Origin of the sequence: Bradyrhizobium sp. USDA 241 (genome assembly GCF_049739505.1) — a bacterium.
Classification (GTDB): domain Bacteria; phylum Pseudomonadota; class Alphaproteobacteria; order Rhizobiales; family Xanthobacteraceae; genus Bradyrhizobium; species Bradyrhizobium liaoningense.
The window spans coordinates 1-25,617 of the sequence record NZ_JBMGPZ010000002.1; the positions used below are offsets into that span (position 1 = coordinate 1).

At 61.0% G+C, this 25,617-nt stretch carries 22 protein-coding genes and 2 pseudogenes; 11 read left to right on the plus strand and 13 right to left on the minus strand.

Going from position 1 to position 25,617, the window contains the following annotated elements; translation table 11 throughout:
- Window positions 1–433 precede the first annotated feature (433 nt).
- Together istA and istB are read left to right on the plus strand one after the other, a co-directional pair.
- A complete protein-coding gene (gene istA, locus ABIF91_RS00990; protein ID WP_100214066.1) occupies window positions 434–2,191 on the plus strand; it encodes an IS21-like element IS1631 family transposase in 1,758 nt (585 codons plus the stop codon).
- Window positions 2,192–2,195: 4 nt separating this feature from the next.
- Window positions 2,196–2,963, plus strand: a complete 768-nt coding sequence (gene istB, locus ABIF91_RS00995) for an IS21-like element IS1631 family helper ATPase IstB (RefSeq protein ID WP_038952109.1) — start codon at window positions 2,196–2,198, stop codon at window positions 2,961–2,963.
- Here the strand turns inward: istB and ABIF91_RS01000 are convergent.
- Window positions 2,917–3,507, minus strand: a complete 591-nt coding sequence (locus tag ABIF91_RS01000; RefSeq protein ID WP_424578693.1) for a hypothetical protein — start codon at window positions 3,505–3,507, stop codon at window positions 2,917–2,919. The two genes, istB and ABIF91_RS01000, sit on opposite strands and share 47 nt — an antisense overlap.
- A 169-nt stretch (window positions 3,508–3,676) precedes the next feature.
- Here ABIF91_RS01000 and ABIF91_RS01005 point away from each other — a divergent pair.
- Window positions 3,677–4,806 (plus strand): IS3-like element ISRj2 family transposase gene (locus ABIF91_RS01005; protein WP_129557670.1). Its coding sequence is split into 2 segments (ribosomal slippage): window positions 3,677–3,929 and window positions 3,929–4,806, totalling 1,131 coding nucleotides; the frame shifts between segments, so codons are not numbered across the junction.
- Between the two features lie 78 nt (window positions 4,807–4,884).
- On the opposite strand, the gene ABIF91_RS01010 is transcribed toward ABIF91_RS01005, so the two are convergent.
- From ABIF91_RS01010 to ABIF91_RS01030, 5 genes are all read right to left on the minus strand, one after another.
- Window positions 4,885–5,736, minus strand: a complete 852-nt coding sequence (locus tag ABIF91_RS01010; protein WP_424578694.1) for a hypothetical protein — start codon at window positions 5,734–5,736, stop codon at window positions 4,885–4,887.
- Between the two features lie 6 nt (window positions 5,737–5,742).
- Complete coding sequence (locus ABIF91_RS01015) at window positions 5,743–6,657, minus strand: hypothetical protein (RefSeq protein WP_424578695.1); 915 nt, start codon at window positions 6,655–6,657, stop codon at window positions 5,743–5,745.
- An 82-nt stretch (window positions 6,658–6,739) separates the two neighbouring features.
- Entirely contained in the window at window positions 6,740–7,774 is a 1,035-nt protein-coding gene (locus ABIF91_RS01020) for an alpha-ketoacid dehydrogenase subunit beta (protein ID WP_424578696.1), read from the minus strand.
- A 27-nt stretch (window positions 7,775–7,801) separates the two neighbouring features.
- Complete coding sequence (locus tag ABIF91_RS01025) at window positions 7,802–7,960, minus strand: hypothetical protein (protein WP_424578697.1); 159 nt, start codon at window positions 7,958–7,960, stop codon at window positions 7,802–7,804.
- Entirely contained in the window at window positions 7,902–8,750 is an 849-nt protein-coding gene (locus tag ABIF91_RS01030; RefSeq protein WP_424578698.1) for a thiamine pyrophosphate-dependent dehydrogenase E1 component subunit alpha, read from the minus strand. The genes ABIF91_RS01025 and ABIF91_RS01030 overlap by 59 nt, the downstream gene beginning before the upstream one ends.
- A gap of 751 nt (window positions 8,751–9,501) precedes the next feature.
- Here ABIF91_RS01030 and ABIF91_RS01035 point away from each other — a divergent pair.
- Window positions 9,502–10,845 carry an IS1380-like element ISBdi2 family transposase gene (locus tag ABIF91_RS01035; protein WP_208086440.1) on the plus strand — a complete coding sequence of 448 codons (1,344 nt, stop codon included), beginning with the start codon at window positions 9,502–9,504 and terminating at the stop codon, window positions 10,843–10,845.
- Window positions 10,846–11,046: 201 nt separating this feature from the next.
- Here ABIF91_RS01035 and ABIF91_RS01040 read toward each other — a convergent pair whose 3' ends face one another.
- Entirely contained in the window at window positions 11,047–12,315 is a 1,269-nt protein-coding gene (locus tag ABIF91_RS01040) for an IS256 family transposase (RefSeq protein ID WP_014497957.1), read from the minus strand.
- Between the two features lie 281 nt (window positions 12,316–12,596).
- On the opposite strand from ABIF91_RS01040, the gene ABIF91_RS01045 reads away from it, so the two are divergent.
- Window positions 12,597–13,148, plus strand: a complete 552-nt coding sequence (locus tag ABIF91_RS01045) for an NAD-dependent epimerase/dehydratase family protein (protein WP_284279101.1) — start codon at window positions 12,597–12,599, stop codon at window positions 13,146–13,148.
- 20 nt (window positions 13,149–13,168) lie between these two features.
- Here ABIF91_RS01045 and ABIF91_RS01050 read toward each other — a convergent pair whose 3' ends face one another.
- Window positions 13,169–14,437, minus strand: a complete 1,269-nt coding sequence (locus ABIF91_RS01050) for an IS256 family transposase (protein WP_038952271.1) — start codon at window positions 14,435–14,437, stop codon at window positions 13,169–13,171.
- A 5-nt stretch (window positions 14,438–14,442) separates the two neighbouring features.
- Between ABIF91_RS01050 and ABIF91_RS01055 the strand changes: the two genes are divergently transcribed.
- A complete protein-coding gene (locus tag ABIF91_RS01055; protein ID WP_080660027.1) occupies window positions 14,443–14,877 on the plus strand; it encodes an NAD-dependent epimerase/dehydratase family protein in 435 nt (144 codons plus the stop codon).
- Between the two features lie 104 nt (window positions 14,878–14,981).
- Window positions 14,982–15,818, plus strand: coding sequence for a DMT family transporter (locus tag ABIF91_RS01060; protein ID WP_028181429.1), 837 nt, complete (start codon window positions 14,982–14,984; stop codon window positions 15,816–15,818).
- 17 nt (window positions 15,819–15,835) lie between these two features.
- On the opposite strand, the pseudogene glpX reads toward ABIF91_RS01060, so the two are convergent.
- Window positions 15,836–16,817: pseudogene (glpX, locus tag ABIF91_RS01065) on the minus strand (class II fructose-bisphosphatase).
- Window positions 16,818–17,059: 242 nt separating this feature from the next.
- Here glpX and ABIF91_RS01070 point away from each other — a divergent pair.
- Together ABIF91_RS01070 and ABIF91_RS01075 are read left to right on the plus strand one after the other, a co-directional pair.
- Window positions 17,060–17,917 carry an ABC transporter permease gene (locus ABIF91_RS01070; RefSeq protein ID WP_080660026.1) on the plus strand — a complete coding sequence of 286 codons (858 nt, stop codon included), beginning with the start codon at window positions 17,060–17,062 and terminating at the stop codon, window positions 17,915–17,917.
- A gap of 5 nt (window positions 17,918–17,922) precedes the next feature.
- Window positions 17,923–18,705, plus strand: a complete 783-nt coding sequence (locus ABIF91_RS01075) for an ABC transporter ATP-binding protein (RefSeq protein ID WP_035718483.1) — start codon at window positions 17,923–17,925, stop codon at window positions 18,703–18,705.
- 11 nt (window positions 18,706–18,716) lie between these two features.
- Here ABIF91_RS01075 and ABIF91_RS01080 read toward each other — a convergent pair whose 3' ends face one another.
- Both ABIF91_RS01080 and ABIF91_RS01085 read right to left on the minus strand, forming a co-directional pair.
- A complete protein-coding gene (locus tag ABIF91_RS01080; protein WP_063829385.1) occupies window positions 18,717–19,262 on the minus strand; it encodes an NUDIX hydrolase in 546 nt (181 codons plus the stop codon).
- 24 nt (window positions 19,263–19,286) lie between these two features.
- Window positions 19,287–20,126 carry an SDR family oxidoreductase gene (locus tag ABIF91_RS01085; protein WP_028181426.1) on the minus strand — a complete coding sequence of 280 codons (840 nt, stop codon included), beginning with the start codon at window positions 20,124–20,126 and terminating at the stop codon, window positions 19,287–19,289.
- Window positions 20,127–20,355: 229 nt separating this feature from the next.
- Between ABIF91_RS01085 and ABIF91_RS01090 the strand changes: the two genes are divergently transcribed.
- Both ABIF91_RS01090 and ABIF91_RS01095 read left to right on the plus strand, forming a co-directional pair.
- Complete coding sequence (locus tag ABIF91_RS01090; protein ID WP_051393987.1) at window positions 20,356–21,213, plus strand: glycosyltransferase family 2 protein; 858 nt, start codon at window positions 20,356–20,358, stop codon at window positions 21,211–21,213.
- A 154-nt stretch (window positions 21,214–21,367) separates the two neighbouring features.
- Window positions 21,368–23,059: a hypothetical protein gene (locus ABIF91_RS01095; RefSeq protein ID WP_028181425.1), complete on the plus strand. Its 1,692-nt coding sequence runs from the start codon at window positions 21,368–21,370 to the stop codon at window positions 23,057–23,059.
- 1,029 nt (window positions 23,060–24,088) lie between these two features.
- On the opposite strand, the pseudogene ABIF91_RS01100 reads toward ABIF91_RS01095, so the two are convergent.
- Both ABIF91_RS01100 and ABIF91_RS01105 read right to left on the minus strand, forming a co-directional pair.
- A pseudogene (locus ABIF91_RS01100) lies at window positions 24,089–24,388 on the minus strand (transposase); the annotation flags it as partial.
- 97 nt (window positions 24,389–24,485) lie between these two features.
- A protein-coding gene (locus tag ABIF91_RS01105) for an IS3-like element ISRj2 family transposase (RefSeq protein ID WP_129557670.1) occupies window positions 24,486–25,615 on the minus strand; the annotation gives its coding sequence in 2 pieces (ribosomal slippage) (window positions 24,486–25,363 and window positions 25,363–25,615; 1,131 coding nt in all).
- Window positions 25,616–25,617 lie beyond the last annotated feature (2 nt).

Sequence of the window (25,617 nt, forward strand, 5' to 3'; positions counted from 1 at the left end):
AGGCCGTCCGCACCAAGTCCGTGGCTCCGTGGGCCTCTCGTACCGTTTACAGTCCAGGTACCGTGCGGCTCCGCCGCGTACCACCCATGATCGGCATAGAGCGCCGACCAGCCGCTTGAACTGAAATCCAGCCGCGCGCCGAGCTGATACTTCGGTCGATCAGCCCCAAGATTGGCCATCGCCCGCCACTGACTGACGAATTCATTCCGCGCCATGAAACCGGATTGCTGAATGCCGAACCTGCGCCGCTCCGCGATCGTCGCAAGCGTTTCGGCAGGGATGGCACGTCCGCGGCCGCGCCAGGTCAGAACGTAGAACGACGGTGTCCCCGTGGGTCGGTCAAAATCCCCCGGGTATGGTCACTTGAAACTCCCCCACCTGATGATCGCCGTCAGCGCCGCTGAACAGCAGTAGCCGGTCAGGCAGGACGTTTATGTTCGACCCCTTTAGCCAGCAAGGGGCCGGGGAGTTGAACGTCTTGAAGCGACATCTGCAAAGCACCGTACTTACATTACTTGATCGCAACACCAGCCAGCGCGAGATTCACCGGCTGACGGGTGTCGATCGCAAGACGATCCGGCGTTATCAGGCGCTGCGGGCCGGTGCGGAGGCAAATTCCCCCGGGGAAGTGACCACCGGCTCGGTGAGCGCGGACGGCCAAATTCCTCCACCCCGACCACCGGCTTTTGGGACATCGGAAGCGACGGTCACCAGCAGCCTGGCCCGTTCGGCTTGCGAAGCGCATCGGACGTGGATCGAAGAACAGGTCCGGCTGAAGCGGAACGCGCAGGCGATTTACCAGGACCTGGTTGATCAATTTGGCTTTCCGTCCAGCTACCAGAGTGTCAAGCGGTTTGTGCGCCGGTTGCGGCACGCTGATCCTGAGCAGTTTGATCGTCTTGAGTTCCTCCCCGGCGAGGAAGCTCAGGTCGACTATGGCGAGGGCGCGCCGACGGTTGATCCGAAGAGCGGGCGGTACCGTCGTCCCCGCCTGTTCGTGATGACGCTACGCTACTCGCGGCGCAGCTTCCGGCGGGTAGTCTGGAAGTCCAGCCAACAAGTCTGGGCGCAGCTCCACGAAGAGGCGTTCCGGTATTTTGGCGGGGTCCCCAGCTATGTCGTGCTCGACAACCTGAAGGAAGGCGTCCTCAAGCCGGATTTGTACGAGCCCCAGCTCAACCCGATTTACAGCGCGATGCTGGCTCATTACGCCGTGGTCGCCGATCCCGCGCGCGTGGCCGATCCAAATCGGAAAGGATGCGTCGAGAATGCGATTCAACATACCCAGGGCACTGCGCTGGCCGGACGGCGCTTCGAGACGCTGGAGGCGCAAAACGAGTTCTTGAGGCACTGGGAGGAGAACTGGGCTTCCAAACGCATCCACGGCAGCACGCGCCGTCAGGTCGAGGCGATGTTCCAGGAAGAGAAGCCGCACCTGCGGCCGCTGCCTGTCGCTCCCTTCCGCATCTTCACCGAAGTCGTCCGGACTGTCTGCGACGACACCACCGTACGCGTCGACAACAGCTATTACGCCGCGCGGCCCGCGCCGATCGGCAGCCAGGTCGTCGTGCGCATCTACACCACCACGATCGAGATCCGTGATCGCCACACCCGTGCGCTGCTGCGTGTTCATTCCCGGATGGCGCACCCCGGTTCTGTCGTCCTGCCGACCAGCGAACGGCCGTTCAACCCGTCGCGGCAAACCGCCGTGCTGCTGGCGAGCGCCGAGCGCATCGGACCGCAGACCAGGGCCTTGTGCCAGCAGGTGTTCGACACCGAAGGGCGCCCCGGACAGCGCGCGATGTGGGGCATTGTCGGGCTGGGCCGGAAGTATCCGGCGCGGCTGGTCGAGCAGGCCTGCGCGCACGCCATCGACAACCGCATCTACCGCTACAAGCACGTGCGTGCGACCGTCGAGCGGTTGTTCGAACAGGCGATCGAGCAGGTTGGAGTGACGCCACAGCCGGCATCGCCGCTCACCCAGGATCATCCGCTGATCCGTACCCCCGCGGAATACGGCGACCTCTTCAGCCGCGCTGTGCGGCGCGACGCCGACGACAATGGTCGGCAGGCCGAGGCTCACGACGATCACGCCACGGCAATCCGCGCTCGTGTCGCCTGCGCAACCCCGGCCAACTCCGGCGCCACGAGCGCTCCCGCTGCACCTTCTCACCTTAAACTGGAGACCTAGCCACATGATGACCATGCCGGAAATTGAGCGTTGCCTACGACAGCTGCGCCTGTCGGGTGTCCGCGACACGCTGCAGACGCGCGTGCTCCAGGCGCAGGGCGCCAACCAGCCCTTCCTCGAGACCTTCTCCCTTATCCTGCAGGATGAACTGGACCGTCGTCAGTCCCGTCTTATCGAGCGGCGATACCAGCAATCCGGGCTCGACGAAAAGCTGACGCTCGCCGAGTTCGACTGGTCCTTCAATCCCAAACTGCCACGTCAGACCTGCTTCCAGCTCCACACCCTGGCGTTCATTGCCGCTGGCGAGAACGCTCTGCTTGTTGGCAAACCTGGCACCGGGAAGTCGCACATCGCCAAGGCGATTGCCTATCAGGCGATCCTGCAAAGCCACAAGGTCCAGTATCTTGAGACCGACGACTTCTTCCACCGCTACGCCCTGAACTCTCCGGCACAACGCGAGGTCCGGCTGCGAACCATCATCGACTGCGATCTCCTCGTGCTGGACGATCTATTCCTCGCACGCGCCATCCCCGACGACGCCGGCACTTTGCTGCAGACCCTGATCCATCAGCGTTACAAACTGCGCCGCAGCGTCATCGTCACCTCCAATCGCGTCGTGCAGGATTGGGGGGCATACCTTGGGGACAACACTATGAGCACGACGATCCTCGATCGCCTTATGCATCATTGCCATCTGCTTGAGTTCGACGGACGCAGCTATCGGCTCAAAGAAGCCGCTGAAGCTCTTGCCCGGGAAACAAACTCAAACTAACAGTCCCTTGTCCTGCCTCGCGGGTGGAGGAATTTGACTGACCACACCCGGAGGAATTTGAAGTGACCCGCGGGGGTGTTTCCGTCAGCAGATCGAAACGACGCTCCAGCTCGCCCGGACGGAACGGCGCGGACAGGCCCGAAGCCCAGAATTCAAAATCCCCCTTCAGAACCAGGAAGTAGTCGATATGCAGATGGCGCATGGTCTGCTCGACCGTGTCGGCGTCGGCGAATGCCGACGTCGCAAGGTCGCGTGCGAACTCGGATGCGTGCGGGGTCACGATCATGGTTCGCGGCAGCAGGACCGCGTTGTTGCAATAGGCCATCGCTGTATAGGCGTTCAAGAACAGGACGCGGGTGTCGGCGGGGACACTGCGCGCGATCTCATAGCAGCGTTCGAACTTTGCCATCGGATTGGTCAAACCGACCGCGCGCCCCTGCAATCCCAGCGCGCTCGCGAGCAAATGGCGCGGCGGATCCACCGCCGCCGTCGACACAGCGGCGCGGACTGAAAAGGCGACGCCCACCACCAGCAGGATCGGCACCGCGGCACTGGCGCGCAGGCGAAAACCCCACATCTCCTCGGTAGCGCGGATTGGCAAAGCGAATGCCGTAAGACGGCCAACAGAGCTGGCCCCGCAAATTCGGACAGTAGCTTGAGTGGATTTTCTGCCTGACAGCGGCGAGGATTCTTGCTGCGAATCAGGAGCGAAGATGACGAAGAAGAGCCGCCGGACGCATTCTCCGGCATTCAAGGCGAAGGTTGCTTTGGCTGCGGTCAAAGGCGACAAGACACTGGCGGAGCTGGCGCAACTGTTTGATGTTCATCCGAACCAGATCACGATCTGGAAAAACCAGCTCCTGGAAGGCGCCGCCGGCGTGTTTGGGCATGACAAGACATCGGCCGAGACGCCGGTCGATTTGAAGGCGTTACATGCCAAGATCGGCGAGCTGGCGTTGGAAAACGATTTTTTGTCCGGCGCGCTCACCAAGGCGGGCCTGCTGAGCGCAAAGCGATGATCGACCGCGATCATGATCTTTCTATCGTGCGCCAGGCGAAGGTCCTGAAGCTGGCTCGCAGCACGGTCTACTATGAACCTCGGCCAGTTTCGGCCGAGGACCTTGCCTTGATGCGTCGGCTCGATGAGCTGCATCTCGATTATCCCTTCGCGGGAGCGCGTATGCTGCGATCGTTGCTGCGGCGGGAGGGCGTATACGCCGGTCGCCGCCACATCGCGACGCTGATGAAGCGCATGGGGATCGAGGCGGTCTATCGTCGCCCGAACACGAGCAAGCCGGCTCCGGGTCACAAGATCTACCCGTACCTGTTGCGCGGATTGAAGATCGAGCGGCCCGACCATGCGTGGGCAATGGACATCACCTACATTCCGATGCGGCGTGGCTTCGTCTATCTCGCGGCGGTCGTCGATGTGTTCAGCCGACGGGTCCTGGCCCATCGCGTCTCGATCACAATGGAGGCGGCCTTCTGCGTCGAAGCGGTCCAGGAGGCGTTGGCGAAGCACGGCAGGCCCGAGATTTTCAACACGGATCAGGGCAGCCAGTTCACCAGCCTCGAGTTCACCGATGTGCTGCTGGACGCGAAGATCGCCATCAGCATGGACGGCAAGGGCGCCTGGCGCGACAACGTGTTTGTCGAGCGGCTCTGGCGCACGGTCAAATACGAAGAAGTATATCTCCGCGCCTACGACAGCGTGTCCGAGGCGCGAGCGTCAATTGCCAAGTATCTGGCCTTCTACAATCAGGGACGCCCTCACTCGAGCCTTGACGGGCGCACGCCCGACGAGGCTTACTTCGGCACGCAAGCTATGGTGATGGCCGCATGACCGTCGCCGACGGTTTTGTCGTCGCTCTGGTCGGGCTACGCCCTCCCGACGCAACGACAAAACCGTAAAGCCCCGCGTTCAGCATAACCCGGCAGGAATCCACTTAAATCCAGCGGGGCGCTGTCCAAACAACCGGGGCCAGCTCTCAACCAGACATACCAACGCCACCAGTACCAGCGCGACGCCGACGACGTCCGCATGACGCATGAGCCGGTCCATACTGCCGGAATGAAACACAAGAATAAATCCAGCGCAGATCAGCCAGTAGCTAAGCAGGCCGTACAGAAACGGCCGGGACGCGGCAACGCGGAACGAGCGAACGGCCAACAGATAGGCGACGGCCGCCATTGCATAGAGCACGACCCGGTTGAGCGCGGGCGACAGCGCCAGATCAGAGAAGGTGACGAGCAATGAGGTGCGAAAAAGTCCGTAGCCAAGGGCCGCGCCGAGCACCAAGGACAGCCCTTGCCGCCATGACCGGCGCATCGGAATGCTGGCGGTGATCGCCGCCACAGCGAGTCCCGTAAACCCAAGTATAATTGGAATGAGATCGGCTCTGATGTCGCTTGCCAGCGAGCGCAATTCGCGCAGCTTGCCCACGCTGTTGCCGGCATTCAATGTCAGCACACCGCCCCCGATGTAGTTGATATAGTATTGCTGCAGCCTGCTGGTCCACAGACCAAACCTCTGCTCCGCAATGAATCGCTCAAACAGCGGAAATGGATTGAGGTCAGGTATTCCGAGGAATAGCCAGTTGGCCAGCAGTGCGAGCGCTGCGCTTGCACATCCCACGATCAGCAGCGGCAACAGCCGGCGCGTCGCCAGCCACCGATGTGGCGCAGCAGCCACCGCGACGATGACAACCAGGGCGATGAAGGCTTCGAATTGCGCGAGCCCAATAGGTATGGCGACGGCCACGGGCAGCAACATGAGGCGTCAGGTCCGTGCCGCACGGACATCCTCGCTGGCGATCTGAAGGCAAGCCAGCAGAAAGCCCAGAGCCCATGCGGCAAACTGCAGATGGTATTTGCCGAAAGCCACCGACCCGGGAATCATCCAGAGACTGGCAAGACAAACCACCTCCGCAGCCAGCAGTAACGGCGGCCTGAGCGGCGATGACGCATCCGCGGCAATCCGCAGCACGAAGGCGCGCAGCACGACGGCAAACATCGCGCAGTAAGCGGCCGAAACGACGTGGCTCACCAGCCCCGGCGCGATGCCGGCAAGCAGCAAATAGGCGCCGTTGCCGCGGCCTGCCGTAAAATCCTGAACCATCGGCAAAGCTGGTGACAGGTGTATGCCACCGAGATGCCGGACCTCGTTGAGCCAACCCCAGTAGAACTGCACGACGTCGGTATCGTTGAGCTCCCCCGTTGCGGCCCGCAAACCGATCAGGACCAGCGCGGCGACGATGCCGAGACGGACAACAGCAAATGCCGGCTTGCTGGACGCAACGTCCTCGAGTCTCGTCCATGCGATCAGTCGGTTGAGCACGTCGGTGCAAGCGCCGGAAGCGACGGCACAGGCAACGCCAAGAATGAGCATACTGCCGCAGACCCAAGGATTGACGAAACCTGCCGCGGCGATCGCTACGCCGATCAGGCTCAGCAGCCCGCTTCCGCAGAGCCAGAGCAGCCATGGTTCACGTAGCGCAGCGACGCTTGCGAAACGATGCGCCAGCGCCGTCCCGAGACCGATTTGAACGACACTGATCAACGGGGCGAGCGCAACCATCGCCAAGCCAAACAGCCCGTCGCGCATGCCGCCACCGAATAGAAGTGCATGGGCGTTGGGAGGGTTCGCCAATATCAAAACAACGACCAGCGCAAAGACGGAGGCCGCGCCGGTCATGGTCGCGGATCGCTTCACGAAGATCCCTCAACTGAACTTGCGAGTATGGTCGTGTCTCCCGCAGCAGACAGCTACCAGTCGATCAGTATGGTCCCTTGAAATCATCAACCAGGTCGATCTTGCCAAGACTGGACGAGGTCCGGCCGAGCATGACCAGCGCCGCCTTCGCGATGGTCGACGCTTTGGGATAAAAAACTTCTTCCAGAGCCTGCGACACCGGCGCCGGGCAATTCGGCAACGCAATGCGTCGGACTGGCGCTTTGAGGCTGTGGAACGCCTTCTCGGCTGCGAGAGCGGCGATTTCGCTGACGACGCCGCACATCTCCCAGCTTGTATCGGTCACGATGAGACGGGCGGTCTTCTTGACCGATGCCAGAATGGTCGCTTCGTCCAGCGGGCGGATTGAACGGAGATCGATGACTTCGAGTGAGATCCTGTCTTTGGCCAGTTCCTCGGCGGCGCGGAGCGCCTCGACTGTCATGAAGGAGGTCGCGACAACGGTGATATCGGTTCCAGCCCGGACGACATCGGCCTTGCCGATCGGGACGACGAACGGCTCCTCGGGAACCTCGCCCTTCAGACCGAACAGTGAACGATGCTCGAGAATGACCACGGGCTCATCGTACTGTAGCGCCGCCATCATCAATCCCTTGGCGTCATTGGGCGAAGTCGGCATAAGCACAGTAAGGCCGGGAAAATGCGCGAGCGGCGCCTGTAGGCTCTGCGAGTGAGTGGCGCCCTGCCCCCAGCCTCTGCCGACGACGGCACGGACGACGATCGGAACGGTTCCGGCGCGGCCGCCGTACATGTACTTCCATTTCGCCGCGAGGTTGATCAGCTGATCGAACGCCAGGAACATGAAGTCGTTACGCGGATGCACGATGATCGGACGCTTGCCGACCGCCGCCGCGCCAATCGCGATGCCCGTGAGCGCGTTTTCCATCGCCGGCGTATCGAACACGCGGGCTTTGCCAAAGCGCTTGAACGCTTCGGTGGTGGTGCCAAAGATACCCGACGGATAATCGACCGCGATGCCCGCGATGAACACGGTCGGATCCCGTTCCATTGCCTGAACGGTGCCCTCGGAAATCGCCTCGGCATAGCTGAGTGTGCGCATGAACTCGCTCGGATTGATTGAAAAACGTTACGCGTTCTCGAAGAGGGTCTCAGCTTTCGGCCACGACGCGTGACGGGCGCGCTCGACGCTCGCCTCGACCTCGGCCCTGGTCTGAACCGCCCAGCCTTCAACTTCGGCTGCCGTTGCGAGCCCCTGTTCGACCAATCGGGCGGCGGACCGCTGCACCGGATCCCGGGCGACCCAGGCATCGATCGGCCTTGCTGCGGTAGCTGCGGCCGGCATCGTGGTCCATCATAGGACCGACATGCTCGCGCCAGCGATAGGTCATGCACTCGAGGAAAACTGGGCCACAGCCGGTCCTGGCCTGCTCGACCCCGCATAGTGCCGCATCATAGACCGCTGCTACATCGTTCCCGTCTACCCGCTCGCTGGTGATCTTGAATGCTCGCACTCGCTCGCACAGATCCGAGCCTTCGGCCTGACGGACCGACAGCGGACTTTCGGTTGCATAGAGGTTATTCTCGCAGGCGAAGACGACTGGCAACTTGCGGATGGAGGCGAAGTTGATTGCCTCGTAAAACGCACCTTCATCCAGCGTTCCCTCGCCGAAGAAGCACGCAGCTACGTTGGACTTGCCATCCATGGCGAATGCGAGAGCTGTACCAACCGCAGTGGCTACGGTTTCCGCAAGGATTGCCGACGACACCATGAAGCCCTTGTCGCGGGCGGTTAGATGCACCGATCCGCCGCGCCCCAGCGAACAACCATCTGCGCGACCATAAAGCTCGGCTGCCAATTCATAAACGCTGCCTCCGCGCGCGATATAGGCATTGTGGGACCGATGATGGGTATAGACCATATCGCCCTCGCCAAGCGCCGAGCACACGCCGACCGAAACGGCCTCCTGGCCGGTGCCGAAATGCGTCGGTGTGCGCATCTCCTGTTCCGGGTAACGGCCTGCCAGCGTCTCCTCGGTCATTCGCACGCGCAGCAGAGCGCGATGCAGATCGACCATCTTTTCGGCGCTTGGCGAGGCTGGAGAGTTGCGGCGGGACGAAGCAGCTCGAGCAAAATGCATATCAGCCAACGGAACCCCCTCAATGAAATGTATCACTGCCAGCGCTGGAAGATGCATCGGACCCCATCCGCCACGACTCGCGTGCTTAGGGTGCGGTAGAAACGGTGTCAATACCGAGGGAAAGAAACCTGTTTTGCCTTCAGGACCTTGGAAGCCCACAGCTTTTCCGGGGCGCTCAGTTCGACCGGGCTTTCCTGCTTTGGGTTCGTCCCCAGAACGGAAATGACGCTAGCCCGTCTTATTCGCGAGAGGGCGCCTGAGAGGCTGGCGAGCGTGGTGTAAAGCGCTGATGCGGCGTAGGATTCGGTTGCGAAGCCACCCCATCACCTTCAACCGCGAACGCCACGCCCGCCATGACCGATGATACGATTTCAGACCACTATCGAGAAGCAAGAATTCAACACAAATAAAACCTCTGCCTCGCGCTCGATCTCTTCATGCTTGATAGTCTCGTTTCGGAGGCTGAGCACCTACCGCGTCTAATAGGCCGCTCGCGCCGGTTTCTTTGGACGCGGCACGACCGCGACTCCACGTTTCGGCACAGAAATGATCGGGAGTCACTCAATCTTTCTTCAACTTAACCCGTCTTATTCGTAAGAGTGCGCCTGAGGGGTAAAGCGCTGATGCGGCGTAGGATTCGGTTGCGAAGCCAACCCCATCACCTCCAACCGCGAACGCCACGCCCGCCATGACCGACGATACGATTCCGCCCTTCTCGTTTCCAGCCGTTCACGCCAAGAAAGTCACAGCTGCCTTCGATGGTGGGCGCCTAACCTCGAACGGGGGCGTGATGCTTCTGGCGATGGCCGAGCGGCGTCTCGGTTTGGCCAACAATCTGGCCCGGGTGTTCCCGGATCGGCGCGATCCGACGCGGGTCGTGCACAGCCTGGTCGATATGTTCCGCGCTCGCATGTTCGCGATCTGCTGCGGCTACGAGGACGCCGACGACCTCGATCATCTGAGGTCCGATCCGGCATTCAAACTGGCCTGCGGTCGCCTACCGGACACGGGCCGGGATTTGTGTTCCCAGCCGACGCTGTCGCGGCTGGAGAATGCTCCGCGCCTGCGCGACGTGATCCGGCTGACCTACACTTTGGTCGACGCATGGATGGATAGCTACCCGCGCGAGCCGGCATCCGTCACGCTCGACATCGATGATACCTGCGACGTCGTCCACGGCCATCAGCAGCTCTCGCTGTTCAACGCTCATTATGACGAACGCTGCTTCCTGCCGATCCACGTCTACGACACGGAGAAGAGCCGGCCCGTGGCCGTCGTGCTGCGGCCCGGCAAGACGCCGGGCGGCGTCGAGGTGCGTGCCCATCTGCGCCGCCTGGTACGGCATATCCGGACGCGATGGCACAACACGCAAATTACGTTCCGTGGCGACGGGCACTATGCCCGGCCGGAGGCAATGGCGTGGTGCGAGACCAACGGCATCGACTACATCTTCGGTCTGTCCGGCACCAAGCCTCTCGCCAGAAAAGTCGACGAGGTCGCCGACGACATCCGCACGCGACGCGCCATCGAGAACCTGCCGGTTCTGCGTGGCTATACCGAGACGCGCCACAAGGCAAAGTCCTGGGATCGCGAACGGCGCACTGTCGCCCGTATTGAGGCGACGATGCTCGGCCTCGACATCCGCTTCGTCGTCACCAGCCTCGATGTCGGCTCGGCCGAGTGGATCTACGACAGCCTGTATTGCGCGCGCGGCCAAGCCGAGAATCTGATCAAGCTGCATAAGACGCAGCTCGCCTCCGATCGCACCAGCTGCCGTTCGGCGCTCGCCAACCAGGTCCGTCTCGTGCTCCATACGGCCGCTTATTGGCTGATGCTGACCGTGCGCGACGCCATTCCCAAAGCCCGGGAATTGGCCGCTGCCGAGTTCGCGACGCTGCGTCTTCGGCTCTTGAAAATCGCCGCCCGTGTCGTCGAGACCACGAGCCGCATTCGCCTTGCGTTTGCCGCGGCATGTCCCGAAGCCGACCTGATCTGCGGCTTGCCCGGCGCGCTGCTGCCGCTCGGTCCTTGACCGGCGGGGCGTCCGCCCCCGTTCGCCCAACCCATCCCTCAAGCGCGTTGCAAAGTACCGGTCGTCAGGCGGCGAAAAGCCGAAGGCAATCCTGTGCGCCTCGTCAGACAAGATGTGCGGCCGCATCAATCGGGCCCAAAAGCCGCACTCTCACGAATAGGACGGGCTAAGAGCTATGCGGGATTTTGGGTGACGAGGCGATCAGGCGGCGTGGTTTTCCGGCACTTGGATGACCTCGATGCCGTTTTCGAATCTGACACCTGCGCTGACCTTCGGCAACTGATTTGTGCCTTTCAGCCGCCGCCAGGTCTTTGATGCGGCGCAGAGCAGCTTGAACACCATCAACTTGGCAGTCGTTGACGATAACGAACCTTTCGTGCGCACCGTTCTGTGCCGGACCGTCGCGAACACGCTTTCGATGGGATTCGTCGTCCGCAAGTGGTCCCAATGCTCGGCGGGGAATTCGTAGAACGCAAGCATTGCGTCGCGATCTTTCGTCAGGCACTCGACCGCCTTGTCGTACTTCGCTCCGTATTTCTCGGCAAAGACATCGATCGCCACTTCGGCCGAAGCTCGGTTGGACGCCAAATAGACCTCGCGCAGATCCTTCTTCATGCTGGCCTGTACCGACACTGCGACTTTGTTCAAGATATTCGCGGTTTTGTGCACCCAGCACCGCTGATGTCGCGTGGCGGGAAAGACCTCGTCGAGCGCCTTCCAGAAGCCGAGCGCGCCGTCACCGACGGCGATTTCCGGGGCGATCTTCAGCCCTCGGGTTTTCGCCTCGACGAGCAGTTCGTGCCAGCTCTGCGTGCTCTCGCGCACGCCGACCTGGAAGCCGATGAGTTCCTTCTTGCCTTCCGGCGTCGCGCCGATCAGCACCAGCATGCATTCGCTGTGGTCTTCCATGCGAGCCTGCAGGAAGACGCCGTCCGCCCACACGTATACGTACCGGCGCGCCGACAGATCGCGCTTCTGCCAACGCTCGTACTCGAGCTGCCACTCCGTCGTCAGTCTGGAAACCACCGCCGGAGAAAGATTCGGCGCATCCTTGCCCAAGAGCGCCGCCAGCGCCTCCTGGAAGTCGCCCGTCGAGATGCCTCGCAGATACAGAACCGGCAAAAGTGCATCCAAGCTCTTCGTGCGCCGTGCCCACAACGGCAGGATCGCCGAGGTGAAGCGGATCCGCTCGCCATCGCTGGTCACCGCGCGATCGCGAATCTTTACCCGGGCGACTTCGACGGCGCCGATCCCCGTCTGGATCGTCCGCACTGGACCATGGCCGTGTCGCACGAGGCGGTCGCGGCCATCGGGAAGCTTCAAGCCCTTCATCGCGGCGAGAAACGCCTCGGCTTCCATCTCGACAGCCTGCGCAAGCAGCTGCCGAGCTCCAGATCGCAAAATATTCGTCAGTGGATCGTCGATCTCATCGGGCTGACGCAGTGGGACAATGTTGCTATGCTCGTTCATGGCGTATCGCTCTCCTTGAGGTTCTGGCAGGCTCGACACCCGCCTCGATACGCCGCCTATCTCATTCCGTCATCACCCAGTTTCCCGCATAGCTCGCCGTGCTAAGCCCAACAGTAAACCAGGAACAATCGCCGATCCGGACCGCACCGCCCGCAAATTTTGCCCCGGACGCCTAAACGTTAGGCTTTCCTGGGCGGAAGCCGGACGTCGCAGAACAGTATTGTCGCGCACTGTTTTTCCTATAGGAGTCGATGCGGCACCGCCATCGGAACTTCATCAGCATGATCAGCCATCTCAATTCTGTCCCGCAGCCTCCCGAACGGATCGTTGTTATCGGTTCCGGCGGCTTCGTCGGCGGGGCGTTGGTGAGGCGGTTGGCGCACGCGAATGTCCCCACGCTGGCCCTCAGCCGTGCGCAGGTTGACCTTCTTGCTATTGATGCCGCGACGACCCTCGCAGGCCTCCTGCGCCCCACCGACGCTGTCGTCGCGGTGGCAGCGATCGCGCCGGTCAAGAACAGCCGTATGCTCGCCGACAACTTGCGGCTCGTTACGACCATCATCGAGGCGCTGGACAAGGTCAAGGTAGCCCATGTGATCAACATCAGCTCCGACGCAGTCTACGCCGATGGCCCTCTCCCACTCATTGAAAACTCTCCGATGGCGCCGACCAGCCTGCACGGCGCCATGCATCTGGCCCGTGAGCTGGCGTTTGGCGCGGAAGCCAACGCGCCGCTGGCCAATTTACGGCCGACCCTGATCTACGGTCCATCGGATCCGCACAACGGGTACGGCCCCAACCGGTTTCGTCGCCTGGCTGAGAGCTATGGCTGATTTTGGGTGACGCGGCCTGATCAGGCGGCGTGGCTTTCAGTGTTCGGAATGACTTCGATTCCGTCGATGAACTTTACACCGGCGATGACTTTCGGCAACTGGTTCGTGCTCTTCAATCGCCGCCAGGTCTTCGATGCGGCGTCGATGAGCTTGAACACCATCAGCTTCGCAGTTTGTTGCGACAGCGATCCCTTGGTCCGCACCGTTCGGTGGCGCACCGTGGCGAAGACGCTCTCGATCGGGTTCGAGCTGCGTAGGTGGATCCAGTGCTCAGCAGGGAAGTCGAAGAAGGCGAGCAGCGCATGGCGATCCTTGATCAGGCACTCCACCGCACGTCCGTATTTGACGTGGTATTTCTCGACGAAGACGTCGATCGCGGTTTCAGCTTCGGCCCGGTGTGGGGCCAGATAGATGTTCCGCAGGTCGTTCTTCATGGGGCCCTGCACGGATTTGGCGACCTTGTCGAGTACGTTGCTCACTTTATGGCACCAGCATCGTTGGTGCCGCGTGCCGGGAAAGGCCTCGTCCAGTGCCTTCCAGAAGCCGAGGGCGCCGTCGCCGATGGCGAGTTGCGGGGCAATCCGTAACCCGCGTTGCCGCAGGTCGATCAGGAGTTCGCGCCAGCTCTGCGCGCTCTCGCGCACGCCGACCTGGAAGCCGATCAGCTCCTTCTTGCCTTCCGGCGTGGTGCCAATCAGCACCAGCATGCATTCGCTGTGATCTTCCATGCGGGCCTGCAGGTACACGCCATCGGCCCAGATGTAGACATAGCGACGCGCCGACAGATCGCGTCTCTGCCAGCGTTCGTACTCGACCTGCCAATCGGCCTTCAGGCCGGCGATCACCGAAGGCGACAGGTTCGGCGCATCCTTGCCGAGCAGCGCCGAGAGCGCCTCCTGGAAGTCGCCGGTCGAGATGCCGCGCAAATAGAGGACCGGGATCAAGGCATCCAGGCTCTTCGTCCGCCGCGCCCATAGCGGCAGGATTGCCGAACTGAAGCGGAGGCGGTCGCCTGGCCCGCTCGCTCCGCGGTCGCGGACCTTGGGACGAGCGACCTCCACCGGACCGATGCCGGTCGCAATCTCGCGCACCGGACCGTGCCCATGTCGGACCAGGCGCGCTCGACCGTCGGGCAGCGTCAGATTGGCCGTGCTGGCCAGAAACGCGCCAACCTCGATCTCGATCGCCCTGGCAAGCAGGTCCCGCGCGCCGGCACGAACGATATCGGTCAGTGGATCATCAACCGCGGACGGCTGACGGAAAGCAAGAACATTGGTAGTCTCGGTCATGGCGTATCGCTCTCCTCGAGAGGTTCTGGCAGGCTCGTCACCCGCCTCGATACGCCGCCTTCCTCACACCGTCATCACCCAGATTCCGCCATAGCTCCCTGGCTGAGCAGGGTAAAGACATCGTCCTGTTCGGAGAGGGCGAGGAACGGCGGGACCACGTTTACGTCGATGACGTCGCGGAGCTTATCACCCAGGTGCTGCAGCACAAAAGCGTGGGCGCGCTTAATATCGTCACCGGCCATGTCCATTCGTTTATGGAGATCGCCAAGGCGGTGGTCGCGATCTCCGGCAAACCGATCGCCGTCGAGCCGTCGCCACGTGTTGGCCCGATGCCGCACAACGGTTATCGGCCATTCGACACCACCATCTGTCAGCACGCCTTTCCGGAATTCCGCTACACGCTGCTGCGCGAGGGCCTGAGGAAAGCGGCGGGGTATTGACCCGGCGCTTTCCTCATGGCGGCCGGTTGGGATGCTCGATCGTCTGATCTTGCGAACCTTTCCGCGTCACATTGCGGCATTTCGCGGAAGCATATGAGGCTGCATTGGACGTTCTGACCATCAGCCTGATGTTGGCCGCCGGCTTGCTGCACGCGAGCTGGCACAGTCTCGTGAAATCCGGGCAAAATCAAATCACGGTGCTAGCGGGAATGGGTACCGTTGCGGGTCTGTGGGCTGTTGCGGCGCTTCCGTTCGTCCCCTTTCCTGCTGCGGAGATATGGCCTGTTCTGCTGCTGTCGGTCGGACTGCACATCGCCTACAAGCTATGCCTGGCTGGCGCTTACACCCGCGGCGACTTCGGCCAGGCGTTTCCGCTGGCGCGCGGAATGGTGCCCTTGTTCGCCACTCTGATCGCGTTCATTGGATTGGATCAACTGCCGTCCATCAACCAATGCGTCGGCATCGTCATGGTCTCCTCTGGGCTGTTGCTGCTCTCGCTGGAAAAAATCCACCGCTTGGCGCAATGGCCTTTGCTGTTGACGGCGGCGGCCGCAGGCGCTGCCGTCGCGTTCTACTCAACTGTCGATGCCTACGGCACCCGCCTGATGGGCAGTTGGCTTGGCTTCACGGCCTGGCTCATCGTGCTCGACAGTTTTGCCTTCCTGTTGCTGAGCAGGATCTTGCGGGGTCCCGTTCTATGGAGCGAATTCAGCACGGCCCGATGGCGCGTCGTCGTTTCCGGAATTCTGGGCCTGCTGTCGTTTTGCGTGTTCCTGCGGGCCCTAAGTCGCAATCCTGTCGGAGCAGTCACCACGATCCGGGAAACCAGCGTTTTGTTCGCCATGGCAATCGGCGTTATTTTGCATCGCGAACCGCTATCGTCGCGGCGGATTAGCGGCGCGTTCCTTATTCTATCGGCGCTGGTCGTTATCACCCTGTAATCAAAGCGCCAGCAACCTCAATCAAGATGAAACTTATCGAGCTGGCGATGCACGCCCTTGATGATGCGCACAGTTCCGGTCACGGATCACATTACAATCGTTTCAGTCTCGATCACATACTTTCGAAGTTTGACGCCCCACACCAGAGCGCGCGTGGTGACGCCGGTCGCCGCAAACAGGCAATCGCCTTTCACCATATCCTCGATCGAAAGGATCATTCGCGGGTCGGTGACGCCCATTCGGACAGCGCGTTCACGCTTCTCATCGGTGTCGAGCACCAGGCGGCACTGCATTTAGCCGCCGATGCAACGCAATGCCGCCGCCGCCAGAACGCCTTCGGGAGCACCTCCCCTACTGATATAGATATCGACGCCGCTATTTTCCGGATCCGCGGTGTGGATGACGCCGGCGACGTCGCCATCACTGATCAGGCGCACGGACGCGCCGGTGCTGCGCACCGCGGCGATAACGTCTGCATCCCTCGGACGATCCATGACCAGCGCCGTGATCTCCGAAGGCCGGACGCCTTTTTGCCTTGTCCGCAGGCGGCGCGTCCAAGTCCACAACACCTGTCGCGTAACCAGGACCAATCGAGATCTTCTGCATGTAGACGTCGGGCGCATTCAACAGCGTGCCGCCCTCGGCCATCGCCATGGTGGCGATCGCACCCGGCATACCCTTGGCGCAGAGGGTCGTGCCGTCGAGTGGATCGACGGCGATACCGACCTTCGGCCCGTTGCTGTTGCCAACCTTCTCGCCGATAAAGTGCAGAGGCGCCTTGTCTCGCTCGCCTTCGCCAATCACGACAGTGCCGTCGATCGGCATCTTGTTGAGTTCGCGCCGCATGGCATCGACGGCAGCTTGGTCGGCGGCGATCTTGTTGCCATGGCCTCGCAAGCGCACGGCGGAAACCGCCGCCCGCTCCGTGACGCGCACGATTTCGAGCGTGAGGATGCGTTCCAGTAGCTGCTGCGGTGGAACGGCAACGATTTCCGGCATCCCTCAACTCTCCAGCACTTCTCAATGGCGGATTAGCCACCCTCGTTCATGTAACATCGCACAGCAATAGCCAGCAACAGGTCCCCCCCCCCGGCAAGGCGCTTTGTTCCCGCATTTGGGAACGAAACGCGGTGCCGCCACAACCCCGTGAAACACCCAAGAGACGTTTCTTTCGCGGATCAAATGGGTTACCTAGGGGCCGCTACAACCAAGCCAAATCTATCTGCGGGAATGTTCAACTTATGACTGCGATTCTTGACGACGGGCCTCAAAAACCCCTGCGTTCACGGCTAGTGACGCGCGGCGGTAGCGGCTATGCCGTCGGCACGGCACTGTCTGATTTTAGCACCGGCATGGCCATGTGGCCGCTCTGGATGCGGCTTGGCTGGAATGACATCCTGCAGCGCTACCGTCGGTCAATGCTGGGACCGTTCTGGCTGACCGCGAGCATGGCCATTATGGTCATCGCTCTCGGCGTGCTTTACGCTGAATTGTTCAACACCCCGATCCACGACTTCCTCCCCTACCTATGCGTCGGTCTGCTGGTATGGAATCTGATCTCCAGTTTTCTGATCGAAGGCGGCATCCTCTTCACCGGCGCCGAATCCTACATCAAGCAGATCAGGCTGCCCTATTCGGTCTACGTCTATCGGTCGAGCTGGGCCAAACTCGTCATATTCGCGCATAACTTCGTCATCTATTTCGGCGTACTGCTGTACTTTCAGATCTGGCCCGGCGCCGTTGCGCTGCTAGCAATCCCTGGCCTTCTTTTGGTACTGTTGAACGGCGCGGCCGTCACGCTCCTGATCGGGATAATATCCGCCCGGTTTCGCGACATCCCGCAATTGATCAATTCGATAGTGCAGATAGTGTTCTTTGTCACACCGATCATGTGGAAGCCAGAACTGCTGCGCACGCGATCCTATATCGCCGAGTTTAATCCATTCTATCATTTGGTGGAAGTCGTCCGCGCGCCGCTGCTCGGGCAGTTGCCATCGGCCAACACCTATCTGGCGGTCCTACTGATCACGCTTATCAACCTCATGGTCGTTGGTGCGTTCTTTGCGCGATTTCGTTCGCGCATTTCCTATTGGGTTTGAGATCGATGACAATCAGCGCAAACCATTCGGTCGAGCACAGCGAGCTCTCGCTCGACAACGTCAGTGTGTCGTTTCCGATCTATCATGGCGGCTCGCGCTCGCTGAAGAAGAGCCTGCTGTTTCGCGGCTCCGGCGGACAGCTGGCCAGCGACGCAAGCCATCGGATCACGGTGGAGGCCTTGCGAAACGTCTCTATGGAATTTCGGACCGGCGACCGCGTAGCCCTGATTGGGAACAACGGCGCCGGAAAGACCACCTTGCTGCGGGTCATGGCAGGTATCTATGAGCCGGTGACGGGCGTGGTCAAAAGCTGCGGCCGGATTTCACCGATGTTCGACATCAGCCTCGGCATCGATGGCGATATCAGCGGTTACGACAATATCCGCCTGCGCGGATTGATTCTCGGACTTCCCGCGCGCGAAATCGAAGAGCGGATGGCCGATATCGCCGAATTCACCGAACTCGGCGACTATCTCGACATTCCCGTCCGCACCTACTCGTCCGGCATGATGACGCGCTTGACATTCGCCGTCGCCACCTGCTTCTCGCCCGAGATTTTGTTGATGGACGAATGGATCCTCGCCGGCGACGCCGGGTTTCTGGCGAAAGCGCAGCATCGCGTCGAGGCGTTCGTGGAACAGGCCGGCATCTTGGTGCTCGCGTCACACAGCACCGAAATCTGCAGACGATGGTGCAACAAGGCGGTGTGGATGGAACGCGGAGAAGTGAAGATGGCCGGCGACATTAGCGCCGTTCTCGACAGTTACAATGGCGTTGCGGTGGCCTGAGCGACGGAGCGTCAGATAAGGTTCAGCGCGCGGCACACCGCGCCGACATGCAGCAGGTGGCCGAAGTCACCGCTGTCGATCGCCGCGCGCAGCTCAGAAAGCGTCAGAAACTGTTGTCGGATGTCTTCCGCGGCGTCGAACGCCGTGCTCTCCACGGAATCGACCCGGCACGCGAACACATGAACACTGTTTGTGTGGGTGGCTGGGTTGGTCCGGTAGGTTCCACAGGCCCGCCATTGAGTACCGCGAATTCCGGTTTCCTCGCGCAATTCACGCTTTGCGGCGTCGAGCGGGTCTTCGCCGGCCTCGATGACGCCTCCTGGTAGCTCCATCATCGTCCGCGCGGCGCCGTGGCGATATTGCGAAATGACGCAGATGCGGTCGACGCTATCGAGGCAAACGGTGTGCGCCCAGTCGGGATAGCGCAGGACATAATAGGGTGAGATGCTAACGCCCGCGGGTGTCGTGCAGTCTTCCGCCCGCAGGTCGATCCAGCGGTTCTTGATCACGGTGGTCGAACTGTTCACCGTCCATGGCGCGAGTGGTGATTTTGTCATTTTGCGTCCTGATGTCCACTACTGTTATTGGAAAACCGGACGAAACGCGCGCGGCCTCCAGCCGAAATCCTGCATCGCAGGTGCCGGGTCGAAGATCATGTCCTTGGACATGCGATTACCCATTGCTACATTCGCGTTGGCGATAAGCGGTTTTGCCAGTGCGAATGCCGCGCGCCACAGCAGTGGCGGAACCGGGATGATACGCCGCGGCTTGTTCAGCCCGTCAAAAATTCGACCTATCATCTCGCGGTAGCTGACTGTGTCCGTGCCCGGAATGGCGTAAATCTTGTTGGCCGCAGCCGGACTGGCAGCGGCGGCTATCGCGCCGATCGCCAGATCCTGGGCGTGCACTGGCTGACGCAGGCCCGATCCCGACCCCGCCAGCGGCATGAAGCCGAACTTCTCGATCAGCCGCGCCAACCGCGTGATGTTGGAGTCGCGGCCCTCGTCATAGATGATGGTCGGGCGCAGCACCGTCCACGCTACGCCGAGCTTAGTGCACGTATCGATCAGGCGCTGTTCGGCCTCGGCCCATTGCCGCACGCTGTCGCGCTCGGCTTCGAGTTCGGAATTCATCTTGGTGACGATGCTTGTGGAGGTAAACGCCACTACACGCTTCAAGGACGGCGTGACGAGATGCGGAAGCGCACCGGCCAGCAAGCCGACATGAGCTGTGCAATACAGGGTGGAAACAGGAGGCCATCCGAGCCTGTCCGGCGTGGCAAGATCGGCCTGCAGCCAAGCGACATTTTGCTCCGCACGGCACGTGCGCGACACCGCCGCCGGCTTTTCGCCGGCGAGCACCAGCCGATCGACGATATGGCCGCCGACAATACCGCTTGCACCGATGACGATGCTACTCATCCTGCCAACTCGCCAAGCGCTGTTCCCATTTTGCCCCCCCCGTGTACACACGGGTGGGCGAAGAACTTCTAGCAGCCCATGCAGCCCAAGCAAACGCCAGGCCTTGTAAGCTTTGCGCTGCGCTTGCCCCGGATTGGGGACGTACAGTATAAGAGATCTCCAGCATGAGAGCACGAATTTGAGCTTCGAAACATTCCTCAGACGGTGGCGGTTCTGGCCGCGGCCACCGATGTCGACGTTCGAGCAATATGCTCCGCGGCCGCTGCGGAACGATCGCCTTCCCGCTTCGCCCGCGCTGATCGATCCGGTGCCACGGATCGCAATCGTGACGCCGAGCCGCAATCAGTGCAATTATCTCGGCGCGACCGTTGCCAGTGTTCTGGCGCAAAATTATCCCGCACTGTCCTATCACGTTCAGGACGCCGCCTCGCAGGACGGGACGGTCGAGTTGCTGGAGAGCTACGGCCCAAACCTGAGCTGGCGCAGCGAGCCCGATACCGGGCAAGCCAACGCCATCAACACAGGCTTCCGGCTTGCCGCCGCTGATTGCGACATCATGGCCTATCTCAACAGTGACGACACACTGTTGCCGGGCACGCTGGCCTATGTCGCGCATGTCTTTCGAAGCCGGCCCGACATCGATATCGTCTACGGGCAACGGATTTTCATCGATGGCGACGGCATGGAAATCGGTCGCGCTGTCTTCCCGACCCACGACGCCCGTGCGCTGAACTACATCGGCTACGTCCCGCAGGAAACGATGTTCTGGCGGCGTCGCGTCTGGGATCGGATCGGGCCGATCGACGAGAGCTTTCGTTTTGTGCTGGATTGGGATTTCATGCTGCGTGCGCAGCAGGCCGGTTTTCAAATGGTTCGGCTTCCGCGCTTCCTCGGCTGCTTCCGCATCCATGCTGAACAGAAAACCTCGGCGATGATGGACGTTGGGCTTGAGGAAATGCAGGTGCTTCGCGCCCGTCACCTCGGGCATATTCCGGCACGATCGGAAACATACCGCGCGGTCGTCCCGTTTCTGGCGCGGCAGTTCGCCTATCACTGGCTCCACCGTCTGAGGATCTTGAAATACTGAGCGACCTCACACCCCGGGCGACAGCGCGATGGCTTTCGCAGCAATCCTGGGATAGGTCTGCGCCCAACAGCATCCCGTCCCCAATGCAATCCGGATCGCAAGCGTGAACGACATCACTCCATGCGCAGGATGCGGGTTCAGGTGGCATATCCATGTGGCGCTGCTGATCGCGCTGTTTGTCGCCGAGGCGATCGTTTTCTACGCGCACGTCGCCCGCGACGTAGTACCGTTCTATCCGCCGCGCTTCGATCAATTATCGTATTACCTATCGACCTACGATCTGCTCGGCGCATTCCATGCCAAGAGCTCGCGCGCCTTCGTCGATGAACTGCTGCAGCCCGGCAATCCAACTGGGACCACATTTGTCCTGCAAGGCGCGCTACTGTCGCTAATCGGCGGCGCGAACAGAACGACTTTCCTGAGCGTCAATCTGTTGTACTTTCTCGCTTTGCAGTTCGTGCTTTTTACCGTGGTCCGTTCGTGTATCGGCCGCATCGATTTTGCATGGATCGCGATCGCCCTGCTACTGTCATCCGCCACGGTTATTCAAGCTGCAGGCGGGATCTACGACTACCGTATCGATTTCTCGGCGATGTGCCTTTATGGCATCTGGACGTGCCTCGTCGTGTGGTGCGGAGCGTTTCGGCACACCGGCCGGTCCCTCATCGTCGCACTGGCCGGCATCCTACTGGTCTACAGCCGCTTTTTCACGGTCATTTACATCGGCATCGCGCTCGGCACCCTGCTCGCGATCAACTTATACGAGCTTCTTCGCGCCTCAGCGCCCGAGCGGAACTCGGCGACGTGGCGTGGCATCAACATTCTCCTTTCCGGCGGACTCGTTGCGGCCGTCTGCTTGCCGCGACTCTATCTGTCACGCGACGCCATCTATGGCTACTACATGATCGGGCATGTACTCGGGGATGAGAAGTACATTCGTGCCCATGAACTGGGCGTCTACTCCATCGCAGGTCACCTGCTCTATTATCCGAAATCGATCCTGTACGGTCACATCGGACTGCTGACGTGGTTGATCGCCGGCGCGCTCGCGGGCTGGTCGCTGTGGCGCGACCGCCTGACCGCAAGCGAAATGCTTGCGCGACTGCGCCCATTCGGCCATGAATTTATCGCGCTCGGCATCGCGGTGCTGATCCCAGTGGCCACGCTGACGGCCAACGTTTCCAAGTCGCCTGTGGTCGGTGGAATCGTCACCGTACCAATCCTGCTAGCGATGGTGTTATTCGGCGCAGCGATCTGGCCGGGCGTGCTCAAGCTCTCCCGGACGCGGTCGATCAACGTCGCGGCGGTGGCGACGGCCATTGCTGTCTCCGCGTTTGCAATCAAAGGCACGTCGTCAAAGGGCGTCGCGCCGCGCGCGGATCTCGAGCGTATCACACTGCTCGCCAGGTCGATTGCGACCTATGCCGCGGAAAACAATCTGGACCGGCTGTCAATGTCGACCGACCGCGTGGTCGACTACGAGAATGTCGGCACGCTCAAACTTGCCAGCATCGAATTGCTGCATCGGAGTCTGGAAGTCGATGGCTTGTTGGGTCATGGCGCCTACGGCATTTTTGCAACGTCACGCGAGGACGCCTTGCGGCTCGTGGCTGAAAGCGATGTCATCGTACTCACCGATCCCGTCACCGACCGATCGCATCCCTACCCCATGAACACCAAGATCAAAGAATATTGGGGCGAGCTGTGGCAATGGACCAACCAGAATCGTGCTTTGCTATTTTCGACAGAGATTTTCGGGATTCCGTATCGGGTTTTCGTGCGATCACCCCCTACTAAAGAACATCCCCTCGGGAGGGCCTCGACCGACCATACACGATCTCGATAGGCGAGCCTGCGACTCGGCGCTAACGCTGTTCGCGCGAACGGGCGGCGGCCCCAGAGTCTCAGGGGAACACGAACCCAGATAGAGTCCGTTTGCGGGGCGGCTTCCAACACTTTTGGCACTCAGGAGGATGCGAGCAACTCGCCCGAGGAGCCTCCCGCTTCGCTCAGTTTTTGCTTGGACGGGCGTCGAAGAAGAAGTCCTAGCGCCACAAATCGACGCAACGGCGATGCCGAGTCCAGTCACGAAACCAACCAGCTCGTCCCGTCGAGCAGGAAATATTTGATGTCCCTGACAGCAGGACGACAAATTGCGCGATGTGATTGGCTCTGCGTCCGGCCACGCCATCGATGAAAAGTGCAAGATTCAAGCTTTCGAACCGCACTCAACCTCGTCTTCCCTTGAGCTGGAACAATGACCCACGGCTGAGCGCCACGGTATCATGACGCTGTTTGCCGCCCTCCCGGCGGAACCGTGATCGGTCGCAATATGCAGAGCCATCGTCATCAGGAGGATGTCTACCCTTTCCGCGCTGGAAGATCTCCATCGGAGAGCGATCGACGGATGATAGCATGTACAGTGCCTGCGACTCGCTTGTACAATAATGCCGAGCCCCCCAGACTGAAAGCTCGAAGATTGAGGCTACCGTGCGCGCAGGCGATTCGGTGACCGGCCCCATCTGGCGTCTGCGCGGCCCCGCTGTTATAATTCGAGGGATGAAAAACTTAGGTTTAACTCGTAATGCAGATCGGCAATCGGCCCAAGAGAACAACCGGGGAATTGATCGCCCTCATCAATCAGCGCCGAGCGGATTGGTGGCCGGCTGAATTCCGGCTCACGATTGACAGATCTGCCGAGCATGATTGGATCGCCATTGTGGATGCACGGGCGGGCGACTTCAATGGAAATCGGGGTGCTGATTTTTCAAACAGCCTTGCGCAAGTTGTAGCCGAACTCAGGCTTCGTAACGCCTGGACTGGGCACTAGGTCAACGTTTTCTTGGTTTGAATCATATCAGGCGGCCTCGGCGAGCAGGACGGAGCGGGCGAACTTGGAGAAGAAGCCCTCGACGAGGTTGAGCCAGGAGCCGTGCTTGGGCGAGAAGGTAAACTGGAAGCGGCCTGCCGGTCGCGTGTCGAGCCAGGTTCTGGTTTCTCTCGAGATGTGTGCGGAATGATTGTCGAGGATCAACTTGATCGCCGTGCCGGCCGGATAGGCGGCATCGAGAAGCTTGAGGAATTCGACGAACTCTCGGCTGCGGTGGCGATCTTTAACGAGCGCATAGAGCTGGCCCCGGTTGTTTGGACAGCGCCCCGCTGGATTTAAGTGGATTCCTGCCGGGTTATGCTGAACGCGGGGCTTTACGGTTTTGTCGTTGCGTCGGGAGGGCGTAGCCCGACCAGAGCGACGACAAAACCGTCGGCGACGGTCATGCGGCCATCACCATAGCTTGCGTGCCGAAGTAAGCCTCGTCGGGCGTGCGCCCGTCAAGGCTCGAGTGAGGGCGTCCCTGATTGTAGAAGGCCAGATACTTGGCAATTGACGCTCGCGCCTCGGACACGCTGTCGTAGGCGCGGAGATATACTTCTTCGTATTTGACCGTGCGCCAGAGCCGCTCGACAAACACGTTGTCGCGCCAGGCGCCCTTGCCGTCCATGCTGATGGCGATCTTCGCGTCCAGCAGCACATCGGTGAACTCGAGGCTGGTGAACTGGCTGCCCTGATCCGTGTTGAAAATCTCGGGCCTGCCGTGCTTCGCCAACGCCTCCTGGACCGCTTCGACGCAGAAGGCCGCCTCCATTGTGATCGAGACGCGATGGGCCAGGACCCGTCGGCTGAACACATCGACGACCGCCGCGAGATAGACGAAGCCACGCCGCATCGGAATGTAGGTGATGTCCATTGCCCACGCATGGTCGGGCCGCTCGATCTTCAATCCGCGCAACAGGTACGGGTAGATCTTGTGACCCGGAGCCGGCTTGCTCGTGTTCGGGCGACGATAGACCGCCTCGATCCCCATGCGCTTCATCAGCGTCGCGATGTGGCGGCGACCGGCGTATACGCCCTCCCGCCGCAGCAACGATCGCAGCATACGCGCTCCCGCGAAGGGATAATCGAGATGCAGCTCATCGAGCCGACGCATCAAGGCAAGGTCCTCGGCCGAAACTGGCCGAGGTTCATAGTAGACCGTGCTGCGAGCCAGCTTCAGGACCTTCGCCTGGCGCACGATAGAAAGATCATGATCGCGGTCGATCATCGCTTTGCGCTCAGCAGGCCCGCCTTGGTGAGCGCGCCGGACAAAAAATCGTTTTCCAACGCCAGCTCGCCGATCTTGGCATGTAACGCCTTCAAATCGACCGGCGTCTCGGCCGATGTCTTGTCATGCCCAAACACGCCGGCGGCGCCTTCCAGGAGCTGGTTTTTCCAGATCGTGATCTGGTTCGGATGAACATCAAACAGTTGCGCCAGCTCCGCCAGTGTCTTGTCGCCTTTGACCGCAGCCAAAGCAACCTTCGCCTTGAATGCCGGAGAATGCGTCCGGCGGCTCTTCTTCGTCATCT

Bases quoted from the DNA above. Each gene is read 5' to 3' on its own strand.
- ABIF91_RS01050 (WP_038952271.1), bottom strand. From the start codon at position 14,437: ATGACCGAGACTACCAATGTTCTTGCTTTCCGTCAGCCGTCCGCGGTT.
- ABIF91_RS01040 (WP_014497957.1), bottom strand. From the start codon at position 12,315: ATGAACGAGCATAGCAACATTGTCCCACTGCGTCAGCCCGATGAGATC.
- ABIF91_RS01020 (WP_424578696.1), bottom strand. From the start codon at position 7,774: ATGCGCACACTCAGCTATGCCGAGGCGATTTCCGAGGGCACCGTTCAG.
- ABIF91_RS01045 (WP_284279101.1), top strand. From the start codon at position 12,597: ATGATCAGCCATCTCAATTCTGTCCCGCAGCCTCCCGAACGGATCGTT.
- ABIF91_RS01015 (WP_424578695.1), bottom strand. From the start codon at position 6,657: ATGACCGGCGCGGCCTCCGTCTTTGCGCTGGTCGTTGTTTTGATATTG.
- ABIF91_RS01080 (WP_063829385.1), bottom strand. From the start codon at position 19,262: ATGACAAAATCACCACTCGCGCCATGGACGGTGAACAGTTCGACCACC.
- ABIF91_RS01075 (WP_035718483.1), top strand. From the start codon at position 17,923: ATGACAATCAGCGCAAACCATTCGGTCGAGCACAGCGAGCTCTCGCTC.
- ABIF91_RS01070 (WP_080660026.1), top strand. From the start codon at position 17,060: ATGACTGCGATTCTTGACGACGGGCCTCAAAAACCCCTGCGTTCACGG.
- ABIF91_RS01090 (WP_051393987.1), top strand. From the start codon at position 20,356: ATGTCGACGTTCGAGCAATATGCTCCGCGGCCGCTGCGGAACGATCGC.
- ABIF91_RS01085 (WP_028181426.1), bottom strand. From the start codon at position 20,126: ATGAGTAGCATCGTCATCGGTGCAAGCGGTATTGTCGGCGGCCATATC.
- istB (WP_038952109.1), top strand. From the start codon at position 2,196: ATGATGACCATGCCGGAAATTGAGCGTTGCCTACGACAGCTGCGCCTG.
- ABIF91_RS01035 (WP_208086440.1), top strand. From the start codon at position 9,502: ATGACCGACGATACGATTCCGCCCTTCTCGTTTCCAGCCGTTCACGCC.
- ABIF91_RS01010 (WP_424578694.1), bottom strand. From the start codon at position 5,736: ATGTTGCTGCCCGTGGCCGTCGCCATACCTATTGGGCTCGCGCAATTC.
- ABIF91_RS01030 (WP_424578698.1), bottom strand. From the start codon at position 8,750: ATGGTCGATCTGCATCGCGCTCTGCTGCGCGTGCGAATGACCGAGGAG.
- istA (WP_100214066.1), top strand. From the start codon at position 434: ATGTTCGACCCCTTTAGCCAGCAAGGGGCCGGGGAGTTGAACGTCTTG.